At 37.0% G+C, this 20,049-nt stretch carries 22 protein-coding genes and 1 other annotated feature; of the genes, 15 read left to right on the top strand and 7 right to left on the bottom strand.

What is annotated here, in order from left to right:
• Positions 1-409 precede the first annotated feature (409 nt).
• Positions 410-1,246, top strand: coding sequence for a hypothetical protein (locus HRG09_RS18555; protein ID WP_174102357.1), 837 nt, complete (start codon positions 410-412; stop codon positions 1,244-1,246).
• A gap of 257 nt (positions 1,247-1,503) precedes the next feature.
• Positions 1,504-1,741 (top strand) — a binding site (T-box leader).
• Between the two features lie 65 nt (positions 1,742-1,806).
• Positions 1,807-3,120 carry an APC family permease gene (locus tag HRG09_RS18560; RefSeq protein ID WP_174102358.1) on the top strand — a complete coding sequence of 438 codons (1,314 nt, stop codon included), beginning with the start codon at positions 1,807-1,809 and terminating at the stop codon, positions 3,118-3,120.
• A 286-nt stretch (positions 3,121-3,406) separates the two neighbouring features.
• Here HRG09_RS18560 and HRG09_RS18565 read toward each other — a convergent pair whose 3' ends face one another.
• Positions 3,407-3,634 carry a PepSY domain-containing protein gene (locus HRG09_RS18565; RefSeq protein ID WP_174102359.1) on the bottom strand — a complete coding sequence of 76 codons (228 nt, stop codon included), beginning with the start codon at positions 3,632-3,634 and terminating at the stop codon, positions 3,407-3,409.
• A gap of 225 nt (positions 3,635-3,859) precedes the next feature.
• On the opposite strand from HRG09_RS18565, the gene HRG09_RS18570 reads away from it, so the two are divergent.
• Both HRG09_RS18570 and HRG09_RS18575 read left to right on the top strand, forming a co-directional pair.
• Positions 3,860-5,032 (top strand): MFS transporter, encoded by a 1,173-nt coding sequence (locus tag HRG09_RS18570; protein WP_174102360.1) that lies wholly within the window; start codon positions 3,860-3,862, stop codon positions 5,030-5,032.
• Between the two features lie 74 nt (positions 5,033-5,106).
• Positions 5,107-5,283 carry a hypothetical protein gene (locus HRG09_RS18575; RefSeq protein WP_174102356.1) on the top strand — a complete coding sequence of 59 codons (177 nt, stop codon included), beginning with the start codon at positions 5,107-5,109 and terminating at the stop codon, positions 5,281-5,283.
• 24 nt (positions 5,284-5,307) lie between these two features.
• On the opposite strand, the gene HRG09_RS18580 is transcribed toward HRG09_RS18575, so the two are convergent.
• On the bottom strand, positions 5,308-6,066 hold the full coding sequence (locus HRG09_RS18580; protein WP_174102361.1) for a TrmB family transcriptional regulator: 759 nt from the start codon (positions 6,064-6,066) through the stop codon (positions 5,308-5,310).
• Between the two features lie 135 nt (positions 6,067-6,201).
• Positions 6,202-6,831, bottom strand: coding sequence for an adhesin (locus HRG09_RS18585; protein WP_174102362.1), 630 nt, complete (start codon positions 6,829-6,831; stop codon positions 6,202-6,204).
• Positions 6,832-7,019: 188 nt separating this feature from the next.
• Between HRG09_RS18585 and HRG09_RS18590 the strand changes: the two genes are divergently transcribed.
• Both HRG09_RS18590 and HRG09_RS18595 read left to right on the top strand, forming a co-directional pair.
• On the top strand, positions 7,020-7,322 hold the full coding sequence (locus HRG09_RS18590) for an MTH1187 family thiamine-binding protein (RefSeq protein WP_174102363.1): 303 nt from the start codon (positions 7,020-7,022) through the stop codon (positions 7,320-7,322).
• A 115-nt stretch (positions 7,323-7,437) separates the two neighbouring features.
• Positions 7,438-7,683, top strand: a complete 246-nt coding sequence (locus tag HRG09_RS18595; RefSeq protein ID WP_174102364.1) for a YusU family protein — start codon at positions 7,438-7,440, stop codon at positions 7,681-7,683.
• A gap of 164 nt (positions 7,684-7,847) precedes the next feature.
• Here HRG09_RS18595 and HRG09_RS18600 read toward each other — a convergent pair whose 3' ends face one another.
• A complete protein-coding gene (locus HRG09_RS18600) occupies positions 7,848-8,375 on the bottom strand; it encodes a GNAT family N-acetyltransferase (RefSeq protein WP_174102365.1) in 528 nt (175 codons plus the stop codon).
• Between the two features lie 487 nt (positions 8,376-8,862).
• Between HRG09_RS18600 and HRG09_RS18605 the strand changes: the two genes are divergently transcribed.
• Positions 8,863-9,780, top strand: a complete 918-nt coding sequence (locus HRG09_RS18605; protein ID WP_174102366.1) for a proline dehydrogenase family protein — start codon at positions 8,863-8,865, stop codon at positions 9,778-9,780.
• Positions 9,781-9,803: 23 nt separating this feature from the next.
• Here HRG09_RS18605 and HRG09_RS18610 read toward each other — a convergent pair whose 3' ends face one another.
• Positions 9,804-10,643: a D-alanyl-D-alanine carboxypeptidase family protein gene (locus tag HRG09_RS18610; protein ID WP_174102367.1), complete on the bottom strand. Its 840-nt coding sequence runs from the start codon at positions 10,641-10,643 to the stop codon at positions 9,804-9,806.
• Positions 10,644-10,897: 254 nt separating this feature from the next.
• A complete protein-coding gene (locus HRG09_RS18615) occupies positions 10,898-11,044 on the bottom strand; it encodes a YuzL family protein (protein WP_174102368.1) in 147 nt (48 codons plus the stop codon).
• A 238-nt stretch (positions 11,045-11,282) separates the two neighbouring features.
• On the opposite strand from HRG09_RS18615, the gene HRG09_RS18620 reads away from it, so the two are divergent.
• The 3 genes from HRG09_RS18620 (at position 11,283) to HRG09_RS18630 (ending at position 16,791) form a co-directional block, all read left to right on the top strand.
• On the top strand, positions 11,283-13,664 hold the full coding sequence (locus tag HRG09_RS18620) for a 3-hydroxyacyl-CoA dehydrogenase/enoyl-CoA hydratase family protein (protein ID WP_174102369.1): 2,382 nt from the start codon (positions 11,283-11,285) through the stop codon (positions 13,662-13,664).
• Between the two features lie 21 nt (positions 13,665-13,685).
• A complete protein-coding gene (locus HRG09_RS18625; protein ID WP_174102370.1) occupies positions 13,686-14,861 on the top strand; it encodes an acetyl-CoA C-acetyltransferase in 1,176 nt (391 codons plus the stop codon).
• A gap of 145 nt (positions 14,862-15,006) precedes the next feature.
• A complete protein-coding gene (locus tag HRG09_RS18630) occupies positions 15,007-16,791 on the top strand; it encodes an acyl-CoA dehydrogenase family protein (RefSeq protein WP_174102371.1) in 1,785 nt (594 codons plus the stop codon).
• Between the two features lie 181 nt (positions 16,792-16,972).
• On the opposite strand, the gene HRG09_RS18635 is transcribed toward HRG09_RS18630, so the two are convergent.
• A complete protein-coding gene (locus HRG09_RS18635) occupies positions 16,973-17,419 on the bottom strand; it encodes a hypothetical protein (protein WP_174102372.1) in 447 nt (148 codons plus the stop codon).
• A gap of 202 nt (positions 17,420-17,621) precedes the next feature.
• On the opposite strand from HRG09_RS18635, the gene HRG09_RS18640 reads away from it, so the two are divergent.
• The 5 genes from HRG09_RS18640 to HRG09_RS18660 all read left to right on the top strand — a co-directional run bounded on the left by HRG09_RS18640 (position 17,622) and on the right by HRG09_RS18660 (position 20,033).
• A complete protein-coding gene (locus HRG09_RS18640) occupies positions 17,622-17,849 on the top strand; it encodes a helix-turn-helix transcriptional regulator (RefSeq protein WP_174102373.1) in 228 nt (75 codons plus the stop codon).
• Positions 17,846-18,130, top strand: coding sequence for a DUF2178 domain-containing protein (locus tag HRG09_RS18645; protein ID WP_174102374.1), 285 nt, complete (start codon positions 17,846-17,848; stop codon positions 18,128-18,130). Before HRG09_RS18640 ends, HRG09_RS18645 begins: the two co-directional genes overlap by 4 nt.
• A gap of 97 nt (positions 18,131-18,227) precedes the next feature.
• Complete coding sequence (locus tag HRG09_RS18650; RefSeq protein WP_006096499.1) at positions 18,228-18,413, top strand: hypothetical protein; 186 nt, start codon at positions 18,228-18,230, stop codon at positions 18,411-18,413.
• Positions 18,414-18,426: 13 nt separating this feature from the next.
• Entirely contained in the window at positions 18,427-18,675 is a 249-nt protein-coding gene (locus HRG09_RS18655; RefSeq protein WP_174102375.1) for a spore coat protein, read from the top strand.
• Positions 18,676-19,082: 407 nt separating this feature from the next.
• Positions 19,083-20,033: an L-lactate dehydrogenase gene (locus HRG09_RS18660; RefSeq protein ID WP_174102376.1), complete on the top strand. Its 951-nt coding sequence runs from the start codon at positions 19,083-19,085 to the stop codon at positions 20,031-20,033.
• The last annotated feature ends 16 nt before the right edge of the window (positions 20,034-20,049 follow it).

Raw genomic sequence — 20,049 nt, forward strand, 5'->3', positions numbered from 1 at the left:
AATTTAGGGGTGGCTTTTTTTATGTGTTGGGAAACAGGAGCTAGGAGGCTCTTGTTTTTTGTTGTTATTTGTCGGTTGGTCGATACCCTTTGTCGAATCGCTGATATATTTGAATTTGCGCTGATATATGGTGAGAAGTGGTCGATATATTTGAAAAATCGCCGATAAAATTTCATTCACCATTTTATACGAACTACCCTTGGCAGTTCACCATAGTTCTTCTTATAGTTTTATAACATTTCCCGTTTACCATGGCATGAGAAAGCCGCTCTAATTAAGGTTTGCTACCATATGTACAATTGGAATTTCTTTTAGAAGTAGTTAAGGAAAAGTTAAGAAACCGACTTTATTATATGCATTGTATACGAAAGTGTACATGTTTTTGAAAAGATGAAGGAGGAAATTTTCTATGAAGAAGAAAAAAACAGTTGGATATTTAGTAGCTGCCGGGGCTTTATCACTAGGAATCATAGGAGGAGCAAGTATCCCTGCGTTTGCGGCAACTAACGATGCAAATACTACATCAGAGGCGGAACAAACGACAAAAGGAAATCAGAATCAAAAATTAGATGAAGCAACAAAACAAAAAGTACAAACGATTATGGAAAACGCCAAAAAGCAATTAGCCGAAATAGGTGTAACTCTTCCGGAAAAAGGGAAGCGAGAAGAGATGTTTGCGAATCTTGATGAAGCAACGAAAGAGAAAGTAAAAGCGATTATGGAGCAGAAGAAATCCGGTACATTAACGCACGACCAAGTAAAAGAGAAATTAGCGGAATTAGGTGTGAACCTTCCGGAAAAAGGGAAGCGTGGTGAAATGCTAGCAAACCTAGATGAAGCAACGAAAGAGAAAGTAAAAGCAATTATGGAGCAGAAGAAATCCGGTACATTAACACATAAGCAAGTAAAAGAGAAATTGACGGAATTAGGTGTAAATCTTCCTGAAAAAGGGAAGCGAGGAGAAATGTTTGCGAACCTTGATGATGCTACAAAAGAAAAAGCAAAAGCGATTATGGAGCAAAGAAAAGCAGGAACATTAACGCATGAACAAGCAAAAGAGAAATTGTCAGAACTAGGAGTGAACCTTCTTGAAAAAGAGAAACACGAGGAAATATTCGCTAATCTTGATGATGCAACGAAAGAAAAAGCGAAGGTTATTATGGACAAAGCAAAAGCACAATTGACTGAGTTAGGTGTTGATTTTCCAAGTAAGGATCGTAAATTTTTAATGGAAAAAGGCGAATAGCGAATTGAAATATAGAAAAAATGCAAACGATTGATAGAAGTCTCTTTCGTGTGGGCAACCGAAAGAAACACTAAAAATCTTATTTTAAGGATAGATTTCTCTCTTAAAGAAATCTGTCCTTTTTTATCGGAAATTAGAGAAATATATGAGGTTCTGTTATAATATAAGAGGAAATATTTTTTGTATGTTATATAAAAAAACATATTGATTATTTCTAAAAATTCAATATAATGAACAATAACTACCAAATTCGACATCAAGAAGTGATGATGAGGACACGATCAATTTTTTACGATTCTCAGAGAGGGAAGCCTTTGGCTGTGAGCTTCCTAATACGAAGAAATGGATTACCACCTCTGAACTGCAGCAGTGAATGAACATCTAGTAATTGCTTGCCGGCAAAAACCGTTATCTAGACTTGAGAAATTGGTGAAGTGTGTTTTATTTTATCAATTAAACAAGGGTGGAACCACGAATATAACACTCGTCCCTTTTTTAGGGAGGAGTGTTTTTTTATTTCATTTTTGCATCACACTAGAATTGGAAGGAGGAAATGCGGTATGCATCATGATGAGAAAAACAAAATTGGTTTAACTGTAGCGCTATCTATCGTTGTAGGGACTATTATTGGATCTGGTGTGTTTATGAAGCCAGGGAGCGTACTAGATTACTCAGGGAGTTCTAATATGGCAATTCTCGCTTGGGTAATTGGTGGATTGTTAACATTAGCTAGTGGTTTAACGGTAGCTGAAATTGGGGCGCAAATTCCGAAAAATGGTGGATTGTATACGTATTTAGAGGAAATTTACGGGAGCTTTTGGGGATATTTATCCGGCTGGATGCAAACAATTGTATATGGTCCAGCTATTATTGGGACATTAGGTTTGTATTTTAGTTCTTTAGTGGTTAACTTTTTCTATTTAGATAAATCATGGAATTTACCGATAGCAATTGGAACAGTTGTATTTCTTGGTGTTGTAAATAGTATTGGAACAAAATATGGGGGGATTGTCCAAACCGTTACAACAGTTGGAAAGATGATTCCGATCGTATTGATTGTTGTGTTAGGTTTTTGGAAAGGGAATAGTGATATCTTTAATGTAGTTGTACCAATATCAGAAAATCAAAGTATTGGGATGGCGATTTTAGCAACGCTATTTGCGTATGATGGCTGGATTTTACTTGCCTCTATCGGTGGTGAAATGAAAAATCCAACTAAGTTATTACCGAAGGCAATGACGGTAGGAATTTTAATTGTAACAGCTGCTTACGTATTAATTAATTTGGCATTATTAAACGTGTTACCAGCAACGAAGATTGTAGATCTTGGGGAAAATGCGACAGCGACAGCGGCAGGTATGCTTCTTGGAGAATATGGCGGAAAAATCATTAGTATCGGTATTATTATTTCTATTTTCGGTTGCTTAAACGGAAAGATTTTAACATTCCCGCGTATTCCAATGTCAATGGCAGAACGCGGACAACTTCCATTTTCTAAGTTTATTGCAAAAGCTCATGAGAAATTTAAAACACCTGCAAATGCAATTACTTTTGAAATTATATTAGGAATTATTTTAATGATTATTAGTGATCCGAATAAGCTATCTGAGATTTCCGTATTTATCATTTATATTTTCTATGTAATGACATTTATCGGTGTCTTCATTTTACGAAAACGCAATAAAGGGAAAGAACGTGCATACAGCGTACCGTTATTCCCAATCGTACCAATTTTAGCGATTTTAGGGTCATTATTCGTAATTGGAAGTGCGATTATTAATGATCCAGTAAGCTGTTTCTTATCAATTGGCATGGTGTTTACAGGACTACCAATTTACTGGTATTTAAATAGGAAAAAAGAAACTCAAGTGTAAAGAATGAGGATGATATAGATAAAAAACGCATGGAGCATTCATGCGTTTTTTTATTATTTTTATTCTGTTATTCATGAGAGGTAAGAGTTTCATCGTCTTGAAAATATTTGGTTTTAGTCAAAATCATTTTCTTCTTCGATTTTTAAGATTTTTCCTGTTTTTGCGAGTATTTCTACCTCGAATAATCTGTTTTGTGGTGTCAAAATGAATATTTCATAAAGTGAAACTTTAATCAGTGGGGGGTTTCTTCATCCCCCACTGATTATTAGTTGAACGAATCGGGCTTTTACGGGCAGTTTATCTCCCACCTACCTTCTTTGCTTTCGCTGAATTTTGAGGTGGGAGTATTACTGCCCGTTAATGCGGGATAAACTAAGACCCCATGTTCTAAATCCATGTCTACATGTAGAATTTGCCCAGGTATTTGTTTTAGGGCGATTTCTTTTGCTTGTTGTAGAGTGATTCTTTGTCTAAACATAGGTGCTGGGTTACCATGATAGGCATTTCTATACATTGAAAAACCCCCCTCATTTAATCATGTTATTTATCCATATGTATTAGACAAGGCAGTGGTGCAAATAGATAAATTCCATTTCATCTTTCCTTATTTTTGTTCTTCATTTTAGTTGTAAAAAATTTCTAAATGCATATAGGAGAATTTACACTTGATTGCTTTTGTTATTTTGGTTACTATTGTTGTAGTAACCAAAAGTGAACGAGAGAAAGTGTGGGGAAAAACTTGAATTTTCGTGTATATATTTTAGCCATTGCGGCATTCGTAGTCGGGACGGTTGAGTTAATTATTGGAGGAACGCTCGATTTAGTAGCGAATGATTTAGGTGTATCTATTAGTGCGGCAGGTCAACTTATTACAATATTCTCGGTGGTATTTGCTCTATCGGGACCTATTTTATTAGCGGTGACAGGGAAAATTGAGCGAAAAACATTATATATCGGGGCATTATCTATTTTCTTAATGGGTAATATCATTTCAGCATTTAGTGTGAATTACGGAATGTTAATGTTCTCAAGGGTTATTTGTGCGGCAAGTGGATCACTTATTATCGCGTTATCTGTAACATTAGCATCTAGTGTAGTAGAACCGCATTTCCGTGCACGTGCAATCGGAATTATTTTTATGGGGATTAGCGGGTCGCTTGTACTTGGTGTACCATTAGGTCTTGTACTTGGGAATGCATACGGATGGCGTGCGCCGTTTGTTTTAATTTCGGTATTAACGGTTATAGCAATTGCTAGTATCTCTTTATTTTTAACAAAGGTTCCACCGGTAGCTGTATTGTCTGTAAGAGAACAAATTGCTACTTTGAAAGATAAAAAAATCGTGAGTGCACAGTTAACATCGTTCTTATTTTTAACAGGGCATTTAACACTGTATGCATATTTAACACCGTTTCTAAAAGATGTGATGCATGTGGAAGCAAACTGGATTAGCGTGTTTTACTTTATTTTTGGTATTGCAGCAGTAATCGGCGGCGGATTTGGTGGTTGGCTTGCAGATAAATGGGGATCGAAGAAAAGTATTATCTCTATTATTATCGTCTTTGCATGTGCCATCTTTATCTTGCCGATGATGACATTCTCATTCCCGTTATTTATCATCATGATGGGACTTTGGAGCATGTTAAGCTGGGCGATTTCACCAGCTCAGCAAAACTATTTAATTGAAATTGCACCGGAATCAGCGGGTATTCAACAAAGTTTAAATAACTCAGCGCTTCATTTAGGTATCGCACTTGGCTCAACAGTGGGCGGAGCTGTTATTGAACAATCGTCTGTTATATATAATGCTTGGGTAGGCGGCGGTTTTGTGATTTTAGCATTACTTTGTGCAATTTTCTCAATTACGAGAGGACAATCTACTCATGTGGCAAAGAAAGAATCTATCGTTTGATAGGTTCTTTTTTTGTTGGGATTATGTAAAATATTGTTAATTAATAGAAAGTTCACTAAAAAGGAGTGATAGATATGATGAATACAATGGTATCTAGTATAGGAACTTTTTTGACGTTAATCCCTATTCTTTTAATTGTATTCGTTTTTCGATGGATTCGGCTTATGTATATCAATTCTGAAGAGCAATTAAAACAAAATGAAAAGATCATCAGATTGCTGGAGGAGATAAAGCAGCAAAACGAAAAATAGCAAAGGACAGCTCCTTTGCTATTTTTAATATCTCAACTTCATTAAAATGCTTCGTATCTCTTCATCATTCATAAAAAGATCGTTATGCTTCTGTGTAATTTTTGCAAGAGCAACATCATGATAGAAGAACTCTGTAAAGAACTTCACGAATGGCTGGGACATTGTTTTCATTGCTTGCCATGATTCTTGCTCTACCCCAGCAAATAAAATTTCACGATCATCAATAATAAGAAGTAAGTAGCGTTCTAGTGCGTTAGGTTCTTCCGTTGGGATAAGAAAATGAACGTTTTCAAGTTTTGTTTCTACATTACCGACTACAAGTGCCTCAATATCAACGCCTTGTGTTGTTTTTGTTTCAAGTAAAGGAAGATACTCCAAAAATGTATCATTCCAAGCGGAAATACGGATAGAGTGTTTCGCTTCTTCTACTAATTGTTTACTTTGTATTTGAATAGAAGATTGCATTTTTAAACTCCAAACGCGGTCATCTGTGAAGGATCTTTTTGAAATGTTTGTTTGAAGTTCTTTAATATTTGATTGAAACTCTGTCGTTAATTTTTGAATAGCAAGGTCTAGTGGCAGGGCGGTATATAACTTTTTCTTTTCTGAGACGGAATCCATGACCATTCCTTTATCGATGAGGCGCGCTAATACCTCATATATTTTTGCCTTTGGAACACCTGAATGTTTTACAATGGTTGTTGCATCTAGTGGCTCAACGCTTGAGACTACGACTTCATATGCCTGGCTTTCATATTGTGAGAAACCGAATTTTTGTAACATAATGCCTCCCGAACAAGATAGATTCTATATCTATACTAAGAATAAAGAAGTATATGCATTTACACAAGTGCTTCACTTTTTAACCAGGAAAAAGAAAGAATAGAGCCCGAATGGACCCTATTCTTTCTTGTCTATTTAATTATGAAGTGCCTTGAACATAAGTGCACCATTGTTTTCAGTAACAGTTAATGTACCGTTAATTGCTTGAGTTGAGAACTGCTTTGTTTGAAAGTAATCTTTTGAACCGAGTTTTTCTAATATGGTATTTAAATCTTGCTCGCTTAGAGATGAATCAATAGAGTGAATAACAGTCTTTATTGTAGAATAAAAGGCATCGATTTCTTCTTTAGATGTACCGGACCCAGCGATAGCAACAGCCGCAATACCACCAGTTGCTTTATAAATGGAAACGCCTAATCCAAATCTGGTATTAAATATTCCGTTATATGTTGCGATTTGTGCTGTTTCCGTAAAGAGTTTAACGTTGCTAATGCTAATGCCATTTGAACTGCCAACTGAGTTAATTGCATTTACTAGCTTTTGCATAATTTGTGCTGTATCTACTGAAGCTGGTGGTGGAGTTGGATTAGGTGGTGGAGTTGGGGTAGGTTGTGGGGTTGGACTAGGCGTTGGGGTTGGTTTAGGTGCTGGTTCTGGCTTCGGTTCAGGTTTTTCCACTGGTTTTGGATCCTTCTGCCATATGTCGCACGCTGTCGTTCCAAATAGAAGAGGAATAGCTAATAAAGTAAGAAACAACTTTTTCATGTGTCCACTTCCTTTCAAAGGGATAAGGTGATTAAAAAAGGGTAACATCAATATATGCACAACAGATGGAGAAGGATTACTGCGAATAAGCATATTATGAAAAATAAATTAAAAGTATAGTTATGGTTAGTAAAGTCGGAGAGAGTTTTGTACAATAGAAATGAAGCAAATATAGGAGGGAAACGATCATGGCAATTGTTGATGTATCGATTATTCCAGTTGGAACAGGTAATACAAGCGTAAGTGAATACGTAGCAGAAGTACAAAAAGTGTTAGAGAAAAATGCGGATCGCGTGAAGTATCAATTAACACCGATGAATACAGTAATTGAAGGAGAGCTTCCTGTATTACTCGAGGTGATTCAACAAATGCATGAGGTACCATATACAAAAGGTGCAAAGCGTGTAGCGACAACAATTCGTATTGATGACCGTCGTGATAAAGAAAGTACGATGGAGAAAAAATTAAATTCTGTTCGTTCGAAATTATAAGAGAAAAGCAGCGGATTTCGCTGCTTTTTTGTATGGATAAATTAGGCAAGACAGTGGTGGCCGTGATACACTTTTTTATTATGGATGGTGAAGGTGCAGGAAGGAGGCAGAAGAGATGAACAACAAATTTAATGAGCAGTTTGATGGCTTACTTGAAAAGTATACGGAATTATTGCTAGGAGAAAGCAGTCAAGAACGAAAAGAACAGGTGCAAAAGTGGGCGCTGTACTCTTACATTGCCAAGACGATGCCAGCTTTAGTTAAGCATTGGAATGAGACGTATCCAGATGGAAAAGAAGAAATGGTGAACTTAATTGCGGATATTAAAAGACTAAATGAAGAACATCGAAAAGATAAATAAGAGCTGATAACTTGGAAAAGTATGTGAATGGCTACTAAAAAAAGCTTGAGGGTGAATAGACCTCAAGCTTTTAATTTATTCGGCTGCCCGTAAAGGTCCGATTGGTGAGGGCTGATTAAAGTTTCACTTTATCCAACAAAATAACTATCTATAAAGGAATTGCTTTATGGTGTCGGAGTTATTTCTAAACGCCAGTCATTGCATTGCATGATACTCCCTGGCGGATATTCAAAATCACACTCACTAATAAATAAGAAGCCGAGTTTTTTGCAAATAGCGTTTGAAGCAGGATTACGGATGGAAGGAAAAGCATGAATGAATCTGTGCTTTTGGTCCATTCTAGCATGAGTGATAGCTTGTTCAATGGCTTTTGTTGCGATTCCTCTACCTTGAAATGCTGGTAGGACACTCCATCCAATTTCGTACACGGTTTCTTCTTGCCAGTAGTTGTCCCAATAGCCAACACTACCAACAATTTCGAGTTGCGGGAGTAGGACGATGTTAAACATACGTCCGGTCCCAAGTCTACTAATCTTAAGGTATCGTTCGTGACGGGCAAGGAGTTGTTCTTCGGTTTCAGGACCTCCTAGGTATTCTAACATCTCAGGTGTATTCATAAGACGAAGTAAAGTAAGGTTGGCTTCGTTCCAAGGTTTAATCTGAACTTGTTGTGCACTCATTCTTTCTGTCATTTTTCACACTCCAAATTATAAATTTCCATCCCGACAAAATTGTATGTGCTATGCAGATGAGTACCTTTAAGTGAAACTGGGATCTTATGTTTTTATACTTTCTATGCTTATTTCAACAGAAATCTTCTCTTACCTTTTACACTACTTAATTTTTATAGGAGTGAATTAAGTGCACTCAGGGTCTTATATTTGTATTCATCTTCAGTTACGTTAATATTTTTATATAATTTATAGAGGGAAGTAAGAGGTATGACGAGTAGTGTCGAATTTTTATTTTTAGGTTAGTTATTCACTTGTTTTTCTAGTTTCTTTTTAAATATCGAAAATTTTTTTAAAATATTTAAAAGCGACATTATAGGCTTTTAAACATTTTTATAGTATTTTATAAATTATCTAAATAATTATTTGTATCAAATAATTTTAAACAATGATATAATTTTGAAGAGGGGTAAAAAACAGATAAAGTACAGTCATAGGGGTGAATTACATGGAACAATTAATGCGCAATTCGTTTCTTTTTTTATCAAAAAATAAAGCGTTAACAAAACTGGCTAAAAAGTACGGTTTACGCTTTGGTGCAGGGCGCTTTGTCGCAGGGGAGACAATTGATTTAGCTGCTGCAGCTATTAAACAATTAAACAAGCAAGGCCTTTGTGTAACAATCGATTATTTAGGTGAGTTCGTTGATAATGAAGCAGAAGCAAATGAAATGGCGAGCCAATCGATTGAAGCAATTCGCGCAATTGGACGAGAAAAACTTGATTCACAGCTTTCTTTAAAAATGACTTCTATGGGATTAGATATCTCAGATGAAATCGTAATGAATAATATGCGCCGCATTTTAGAAGCTGCAAAAGAAAACGGTGTGTTTGTTACGATTGATATGGAAGACTATACGCGTTGCGGGAAAACAATTGATATCTTTAAGCAATTAAAATCCGAATACGATAATATCGGTACTGTTATTCAAGCGTACCTATATCGTACAGAAAAGGATATTGAAGATTTAAATGCATATAGCCCAAATTTACGTCTTGTAAAAGGTGCTTATAAAGAGCCTGAAGAAGTTGCGTTCCCGGACAAGAAAGATGTAGATGACAATTATAAAAAAATTATTAAAATGCACTTATTAAATGGAAATTATACTGCAATTGCTTCACACGATGAGGCGATTATTGAATATACGAAGAAACTTGCCGAAGAACATAATATTTCACGTGATCAATTTGAATTCCAAATGCTATATGGTATTCGTACAGAACGTCAACTTGAGCTTGTAAAAGAGGGCTACAAAATGCGTGTTTACGTGCCATATGGAAATGACTGGTACGGCTATTTCATGCGTCGCCTAGCAGAACGCCCAGCAAACGTTGCGTTCGTTTTAAAAGGAATGATTAAAAAATAACCAAGGAGAAAAATACTCCTTGGTTATTTTAATTGCTTGAATGCGTAATGTGCCATCTTTTTCGTATCTGGATATAACTGAGTACGAGTAGAAGACAGTACAACGTTAATAACTCGTTTACCATTTTTTTCATCGACTGTTACGACCGTATATTTTCCTAAAGCAGATAAACCACTTTTACTTCCAATTGCATATGGGTCATCGTAAAGTTCTTCGCGGCCATAGTTTGCGATTTTTGGAGACCGCTGTGAAGTATGTAATGTTGTGCGCGTTGTGTTCATATAATCTAGCACAATCGGATACTTCAATGCTTCTTTTGTAATGATTGCGATGTCATAAGGGGATACTTTATTGCCCATTGCATCAGCTCCGCTCGCATTTTTAAAAGTCGCATGCTTTGTTCCGAGCTCTTTGGCCCTCGCATTCATCATTTTTACAAATTCCTCTTTTGATCCTGCAATATGTTCCGCAATGGATTCAGAAATGGGATCGGCACTGATGATGAGCATCAGTTTCAGCGCTTCATCTCTTTTTAATTTTTCGCCGGCACGAAGCTTAATTTTCTTACTTTGACTCTCTGTTTTTATCGCGTTCTTTGTGATTGTAATTTCTTCATCTTTTTTCACATTCTCTAATAATAGAAGAGTTGTCATCATCTTTGCTATACTTGCTGGATAAGAGCGCTCTTGTTCACGTTTTCCATATAGAATTTCGCCAGTATTGGCATCAATTGTAATGGCGTATTTGCCTGTAATAGCAGGCTGATTAGCTCTTACGTCTTTTTGCCTGTTTGCATAAGAGCAGAAGATCATACTTGTAAACAGTGTAGCAATCATCACAATCATGATTATTGTTCGTTTCATTACTTAGTCCCTCTTTTACTTATGTATACAAATAAATTGGGCAGAGAAGCAGCCCAATACTCATTATGCCACGTTCTCTGCCCAAAAATATAGCGGAAGTTCAAAAAGTCCGGTAAAGATAGCTTTCGCATTTCTTCGTTACGTCGCCAGTCCGGTACTCATGTAGTTCCAGCTACACTCCGTATCCTCCCGGCTTCCGCGCCTCGAACTGCTCGGCTCTCTTTATCCTCCTTTTTGAACAAGCACATATAGGATTATTTTTCACCCATGTTATGCTTTTTGTATTGCTGGTTGTTACCTTGGCGACCTTTTTCGATACCGCGATCTACTGGTCCTGCATTTCCTGTTACACTTGCTGCGCTAACACCTGCTTTTGAAGGGTCTTTCTTAAGTTTTCCCATATATATTCCTCCGCTTTCGTCAAATTCTAAAAAAGGAAAAAGCGTATTTTATCGCGAAAATACACAGTTATAGGGTAACCGAATAAAAGAAAAGTATTTATTTCAGAAAATTTTATCAATAAATATATTGCGAAAATTTAAACAGTATCATATATTTATTAGTAGAGGCTCACTCATTGATTGCGACTTATGTCGAAAAATTGAATGAGCATTCATTCAAGAATAGGGGGAGAAATGAATGTTCCAAATTAAAAAGGCTGCTGTTCTCGGTTCTGGCGTAATGGGCTCAGGGATTGCTGCACATTTAGCCAATATCGGTATACCAACATTACTGCTTGATATTGTGCCACAGGCGCTTACGAAAGAAGAGGAAGCGAAGGGGCTTACATTAGAACATAAAAGTGTGAGAAATCGTTTTAGTAACGGGGCACTGCAAAAATTAGTAAAGCAAAAGCCAGCTCCTCTTACGGTGAAAGATAATTTAGCGCTGATTGAAGCAGGGAATTTAGAAGATGACCTTGAGCGTCTTGCTGATGTAGATTGGATTATTGAGGTTGTTGTTGAAAACTTAGATATTAAAAAGAAATTATTTGAAAAAGTAGATGCTGTTCGTAAACCTGGCTCGATTGTGAGTTCAAATACATCAGGTATTTCAGTTGAAAAAATGGCAGAAGGTCGTTCAGATGACTTCCAAAAACACTTCTTAGGAACGCACTTCTTTAACCCACCACGTTATTTAAAACTTCTAGAGATTATACCGACAAAGGAAACAGATCCACAAGTGTTAAACTTTATGAAATTATTTGGTGAAGACGTTCTTGGAAAAGGCGTTGTTATCGCAAAAGATACACCTAACTTTATTGGAAACCGCATCGGTACGTACGGATTACTTGTAACATTGCAAGAAATGATTAAGCGCGGTTATAGCGTTGGGGAAGTTGATTCTGTAACAGGTCCGTTAATTGGTCGTCCGAAGAGTGCAACGTTCCGCACGTTAGATGTTGTTGGTTTAGATACATTCGTTCATGTTGCGAACAATGTATATGAAAATGTACAAGAAGAAGAGCGCGATGTATTTAAAGTACCAGCTTTCATGCATGACATGCTTGAGAAAAAATGGCTTGGAAGTAAAACTGGTCAAGGCTTCTTCTTAAAACAAGGAAAAGAAATTTTAGAATTAAATCCTGAAACGATGGAATACGAAGCGCGTAAAAAATTAAAAGCTGCTTCCGTAGAGTTAAGCAAACAAGAAAAAGGATTAGCGAACAAATTGAAAGCGCTTGTATACGCGAAAGATCGCGCAGGAGAGTTGTTATGGAACATCATTACACCAACTCTTTTATACTCTGCAAAGCTTCATAAAGAAATTGCTGACGATATCGTTGCAATTGACCAAGCGATGAAATGGGGATTTGGCTGGGAGCAAGGACCGTTTGAAATTTGGGATGCAATTGGCGTAGAAAAATCCGTTCAGAAGATGGAAGAGAACGGAAAAATTGTTCCGGCATGGGTGAAAGACATGTTAGAGAAAGGATTTAGTACTTTCTATAAACATGATAACGGCGAAAGCTATTACTATGATAACGGCGAATACAAATTGATTGAACGTAATAAAAAAGCAATTTCCCTTAAACAATTAAAAGAGAAAAATGGCGTACTAAAGAAAAATAGCGGTGCAAGCTTAATCGATTTAGGAGATGGCATCCTTTGCTTAGAATTCCATTCGAAGAGCAATGCAATTGGTATGGATATTACGCAAATGATTAATTACGCTGTTGATGAAGTAGAAAAAAATTATAAAGGGCTTGTTATCGGAAACCAATCTAAGAACTTCTGCGTTGGTGCAAACCTTGCGATGATCTTAATGGAAGCACAAGATGACAACTACTTTGAAATTGAGTGGGTTGTGAAGAACTTCCAAGATGCAATGACAAAAATTAAGTACAGCTCTAAGCCGGTCGTTGCAGCGCCATATGGCATGACGCTTGGTGGCGGTACAGAAGTTTGTTTACCAGCAGCTAGCATTCAAGCTTCTAGCGAAACGTACATGGGATTAGTAGAAGTTGGCGTTGGTTTAATCCCTGGCGGTGGCGGTAACAAAGAACTATATATTAAACATTTAAACAAGATGGCAAACGGTGTAGAGTTTGACCTACAAAAAGTTGCGAATAAAGTGTTTGAATCAGTTGCGATGGCAAAAGTTTCAACATCTGCACAAGAGGCTGTTTCTCGCAACTTCTTAGGCGATAAAGATGGTATTAGTGTGAATGGTGATCACTTACTATACGATGCAAAACAAAAAGCTCTTGCTTTATATGAAGCGGGTTATAAAGCACCGATTCGTAAAAAGATACCGGTTGTTGGTGAGACAGGATATGCGACGCTTTTACTTGGAGCAGAAGCAATGCACTTATCTGGTTACATTTCCGAGTATGACTTACACATTGCGAAAAAGCTCGCATATGTCATTGCTGGTGGAAAAGTGCCGTACGGAACAGAAGTTGATGAGCAATACTTATTAGATGTAGAACGTGAAGCATTTATTAGCTTAGTAAGTGAGATGAAATCACAAGCAAGAATGCAGCACATGCTTGTAAAAGGAAAGCCATTACGTAACTAATAACGAGGGGAGATATCGTTCATGAGAGAAGCTGTCATTGTTGCGGGAGCAAGAACGCCAATTGGTAAGGCAAAGAGAGGTTCATTAAAAACAGTTCGTCCTGATGATTTAGGAGCATTAGTAGTAAAAGAAACGTTAAAGCGTGCGAATAACTATGAAGGACCAATTGATGATTTAATTTTTGGTTGTGCGATGCCAGAAGCAGAACAAGGCTTAAATATGGCGCGTAATATCGGCGGATTAGCAGGACTTTCTTACGATGTTCCGGCTATTACAATTAATCGCTACTGTTCTTCAGGTTTGCAAAGTATCGCTTACGGTGCAGAGCGCATTATGCTTGGTCATTCTGAAGCTGTATTATCTGGCGGAGCTGAATCAATGAGTTTAGTTCCAATGATGGGGCACGTTGTTCGTCCGAATAGCCGACTTGTAGAAGCGGCTCCAGAATATTATATGGGCATGGGACATACAGCAGAGCAAGTTGCTGTGAAATATGGAATTTCTCGAGAAGAGCAAGATGCATTTGCGGTAAGAAGTCATCAGCGCGCAGCGAAAGCTCTAGCTGAAGGGAAATTTGCTGATGAAACAGTACCTATCGATGTAACGCTTCGAACTGTTGGAGCAAATAATAAAATTCAAGAAGAAATGATTACCTTCTCACAAGATGAAGGCGTAAGAGCAGATACGACATTAGATATCTTAGGGAAATTACGTCCAGCATTTAACGTTCGCGGTTCTGTAACGGCTGGTAATTCTTCACAAATGAGTGATGGAGCAGCATCCGTTCTTCTAATGGACCGTGAAAAAGCAGTGAGTGATGGCATGAAGCCACTTGCAAAATTCCGTTCATTTGCGGTAGCGGGTGTACCACCAGAAGTAATGGGAATTGGGCCAATCGCAGCAATTCCAAAAGCGTTAAGATTAGCAGGATTAGAGCTATCTGATATCGGTTTATTTGAGCTAAATGAAGCATTCGCATCTCAATCGATCCAAGTTATTCGTGAACTTGGTCTAGACGAAGAAAAGATAAATGTAAACGGCGGTGCAATCGCACTTGGACATCCACTTGGTTGTACAGGAGCAAAATTAACATTATCTCTTATTCATGAGATGAAACGCCGCAACGAGCAATTCGGTATCGTAACAATGTGTATCGGCGGCGGAATGGGAGCTGCTGGGGTGTTTGAGCTACTATAAAAAACGGAAATGACCGAACATTCTAGCTATCGGGGCTAGATAAACAAAGAGTGGAAGTAACTAAAGGGTATAAAAAACAAAGGGAGAGCCAGCTTCTCTGAAGACGAGAGAAGCGGCTTATGAAAATATGGAGGAGGAATTTTTCATGGAGAAAACAGTAGGAAGCGCAGTTAAGGGCGGTAGCTTTTTAGTTGATGAGATTACGATTGATCAAGTATTTACACCAGAGGATTACAGCGATGAGCATAAAATGATAGCGAAAACAACAGAGGACTTTATCGTAAATGAAGTTCTGCCAGAGCTTGAATATTTAGAGCAACATGAATTTGATCGCTCTGTTCGCTTATTAAAAGAGGCAGGAGAACTTGGTCTATTAGGTGCTGATGTACCAGAAGAGTATGGTGGAATCGGTCTTGATAAAGTAAGTTCAGCGTTAATTGCAGAGAAATTCTCTCGCGCTGGCGGTTTCGCAATTACACATGGTGCTCACGTTGGAATCGGATCCCTGCCAATCGTTTTATTCGGTAACGAAGAGCAAAAGAAACAATATTTACCTGCCTTAGCAACTGGTGAAAAATTAGCTGCATACGCATTAACTGAGCCAGGATCTGGATCTGATGCATTAGGTGCAAGAACAACAGCTCGTTTAAATGCAGAAGGCACACATTATGTATTAAACGGTGAAAAACAATGGATTACAAACTCTGCTTTTGCTGATGTATTCGTTGTATATGCAAAAGTTGACGGCGAGCACTTCACAGCATTTATCGTTGAGAAAGAATATCCAGGTGTATCTACAAGTCCTGAAGAAAAGAAAATGGGTATTAAATGTTCTTCAACTCGTACGTTAATTTTAGAAGATGCATTAGTACCGAAAGAAAATGTACTTGGTGAAATTGGTAAAGGTCATGTAATCGCGTTCAACATCTTAAATATCGGTCGTTATAAATTAGGTGTTGGTACAGTTGGTTCTTCTAAACGTGCGTTAGAAATTTCAGCACAATATGCAAATCAACGTCAACAGTTTAAACAACCAATCGCTCGTTTCCCATTAATTCAAGAAAAGTTAGCGAATATGGCAGCGAAAATTTATGCAGCTGAAAGCTCCGTATACCGTACAGTAGGCTTATTTGAAAGCCATATGAGTACATTAACAGAAGAGCAAGTAAAAGACGGTAAAGCTGTTGCAGCTTCTATTGCTGAATATGCAATTGAGTGCTCTTTAAATAAAGTATTCGGTTCTGAAGTGTTAGACTATGTAGTAGATGAAGGCGTGCAAATTCATGGTGGTTACGGATTTATGGCAGAGTACGAGATTGAAAGAATGTACCGCGATTCTCGTATTAACCGTATTTTCGAGGGAACGAATGAAATTAACCGCTTAATCGTACCAGGTACGTTCTTACGTAAAGCAATGAAAGGTGAATTACCACTTCTTCAAAAAGCACAAAAATTACAAGAAGAGTTAATGATGATGATGCCTGAAGAAGTAGGCGATGAGCCATTAGCACTTCAAAAATATTTAGTAAATAATGCGAAGAAAATCGGTTTAATGGTAGCTGGATTAGCTGTTCAAAAATACGGTAAAGCATTAGATAAAGAACAAGAAGTTCTTGTTAATATCGCGGATATCGTAAGCAATTTATACGCAATGGAATCAGCTGTTCTTCGTACAGAAAAAGCAATTAAAGCAACTGGTCTTGAAAAGAATAAACAAAAAGTATTATACACAGAAGTATTCTGCCAAGAAGCGTTCAACCAAATCGAAGCAGATGCAAAAGAAACAATTATCGCAGTTGAAAATGGTGATATGCTACGCATGATGTTATCAGCGCTTCGCAAATTCACACGCCACACGCCGCTTAACGTAATTCCGAAGAAGCGTGAAATTGCAGCGAAGATTTTAGAAGATGAGCGTTATACAGTTTAATAAGTAAGGGGAAGCAGTAGCCACGTTTGGCTATTGCTTTTTTGTTGTTCTTTGTCGGAACGTCGATATCCTTTGTTGAATCGCCGATATATTCGGATTTGCGCTGATAAAATTTCATTTACTTTTGTCTACCACGCTGAAATATTGATATGTGAATCGTCACTGTCACCTTATGTATATATTAATCTTCGCTAATTACTCCATATCTCATTTTATCTCCCATCCACGAACTGACATCTCTCCATTTTACATTTTTCGCAGAAATCCAGCTTACTTCATATGGCGGCACCTTGTTAGGTTGCCAACCGATATCATCTGCCCAATAAAATAAATTGTTTTGTAATAGAAGAGATACACCGAAAATGATTGAATCATGATTTTCAGGTGGCGGAGTTAAATGAAATTGTGTGACACCTTCAAATAGTAATTCTATTGCGGAGGGATTCTCATATTGTCTTTGAAAAAGTACTCTTACGTTTGTACTAGATGATATCCTCATAGATAAATTCTCACCTACACAGCTATCTGTCCACATATATAATTCTTTCAAACAACTATCGTGGAAACCTCCAAATAAATGAAGGAGGTTATCAATATCTTCTTTTGTGTTGATTGTATTCCAACTCATATAGCACCTACTTTATACATATATTCACTCGGTTTTACTTCATTTCTATTGTACTAAAATTTTAAGTGATTGGATAAATTTAACTGATAAATTTGCTCATTAGAAGGTAATTTGTGTTATGAAAAAATGTTAAAAATAATTTACAACATGTTAAAAATAAATTACTGTAAAATATAGAAAATAATGTAAAAATGGAGGTTCTATGAATCAGAGAGGAACGTTACGAAATAATCTGATGGTATTTCGGGCAGAGAAACGTTGGTCACAAATGGAATTAGCAAACCGAGTGGGTGTTAGTAGACAAACGATAGCTTCTATTGAAGCAAATCGATACAATCCGTCTCTTATTTTAGCTTTTGAAATCGCCCATGTTCTTGGCAAGGAATTTCATGAAGTCTTTCAATATACGATAGAGGGGGAAGTGGAATGATCATTGTAATTGGCAGCATTGTATCAATTGTAGCGTTAATTGGAGTATTCTATTCTACTCGTTTTGAAAAGAAAGAAGGAAATGATGAAAGAGGGGACCAAATTACTGGGAGTGCTGCAAAAATCTCGCTATTTGTTTTTTTATTGTCTTACTTAATTATTTTTTTAATTGGTAACCTATATACATTGACAAGCGAACAATATAAATTAGCAAATGCATGTTTATTGGCCGGAGTGTTAAGTTCTTATGCACTATCTATTTTAGTTTTAAGAAGATATTAAAAACCTTAGAAGTAATTCTAAGGTTTTTTCTCTGCATACAATCCAAAAATAAATAAATACTAAATGATGAATGACCAAAGAAAGGAAGGGAATTATTATGCCAAATTTAACAGAGCTTGAGCTTGAAAATTTACGCCATCTTATTGGGGGACATGCGACAGTTGCGAACAAATTAGACCAGTATGCACAGCAGTGTACAGATCCTCAATTGAAGCAAATGCTGCAGCAAGATGCGCAAGCTGCAAGAAATACAAAACAGCAATTAATGTCCTTTTTAGGCTAGGAGGGTACCAATTATGAATGAAAAAGATATGGTAAACGATTATTTATCAGAATTAAATGCTAGTTTGACTAGTTATGCGAATTATATAGCAGAGTCAAATAACGAACAGTTACATCAAACACTGATTCACATTCGAAACCAGGATGAGATGAGACAACGTAATGTATATAAATATGCATTGCAAAAAGGGCATTATAAGCCAGCTGCTCCTGCAAATCCAGCGGTTATTCAGCAAACGAAAAGTCAATTAAGCGCACAGTAATGAATAAAAAAAGCGAGTGAATTATCCTCTGATATTCATTCGCTTTTTTATTTATCCCGCATTAACGGGCAGTAATACTCCCACCTCAAAATTCGGCGGGAGCAAAGAAGTTAGGTGGGAGATAAACTGCCCGTAACAGCCCGATTGGTTCAACTAATAATCAGTGGGGGATGAAGAAAACCCCCACTGATTAAAGTTTCACTTTATATATATGTCAATAAAGATGTATAAAATATTTTTCCAGTTGTAACAAATATGACGAAAACAGAGTAGCGTGTTTCACAAAATATACATAAACTTTGCTCAATATTTCACAAATAATCTATGGTTTCTATAGTGAGAATCTCTATAATAAAAAGTGTAAAGAACAAACAAAAACATTACAGAAATACTTAGGAGAGATTCTGATGAATAAAAACACAAGAAAAATCGCAATTATTGGTACTGGATTAGTTGGATCAAGCTGTGCGTATTCAATTGTGAATCAAGGCGTCTGCGAAGAGTTAGTATTAATTGATATAAATCATGAACGTGCAGTTGGAGAAGCGATGGATTTATCACATTGCATTAACTTTACAAATACAAGAACAAAAGTATATGCAGGTACTTATGAAGACTGCAAAGATATGGACATTGTGATTATTACAGCAGGCCCAGCCCCAAAACCAGGACAAAGTCGTTTGGATACTCTAGGAGCAAGCGCAAAGATTATGGAAAGTGTTGTAGCAGGTGTAATGGAAAGTGGATTTGATGGCATTTTCTTAATCGCATCAAACCCAGTTGATATTATTACTTATCAAGTTTGGAAATTGTCTGGATTATCAAGAAATCGTGTGCTTGGTACAGGAACATCTTTAGACTCTTCACGTTTAAGAACAATTTTATCTGAAATGCTTGAAGTGGACCCTCGTAGTATTGACGGTTACTCATTAGGTGAGCATGGTGATTCCCAAATGGTTGCTTGGTCTCATGTTACAGTTGGTGGGAAACCAATCTTACAAATTTTAGATGAACAAAAAGAGCGTTTTGGCGAGATTAACTTAGATGAAATTGTAGAAAAAACTGCAAAAGCTGGTTGGGAAATTTATAAACGTAAAGGAACTACTTATTACGGCATTGGTAACTCACTAGCTTATATCGCACGCTCAATCTTTAATGATGATCACCGTGTAATTGCTGTTTCAGCCATTTTAGATGGTGAGTATGGTGAATATAATATTTGCACAGGTGTACCAGCAATTATTACAAGAGATGGTGTGAAAGAAGTCGTTGAACTAAACTTAACAGAAGCTGAAGAAGGCCGATTTGCACAATCAAATGATATTTTACGTGACTATATGAAAATAATTGGCTACTAAACTAGGAGAAGGTGAA

The organism is Bacillus sp. Xin1 (assembly GCF_013314535.1).
Classification (GTDB): Bacteria; Bacillota; Bacilli; order Bacillales; family Bacillaceae_G; genus Bacillus_A.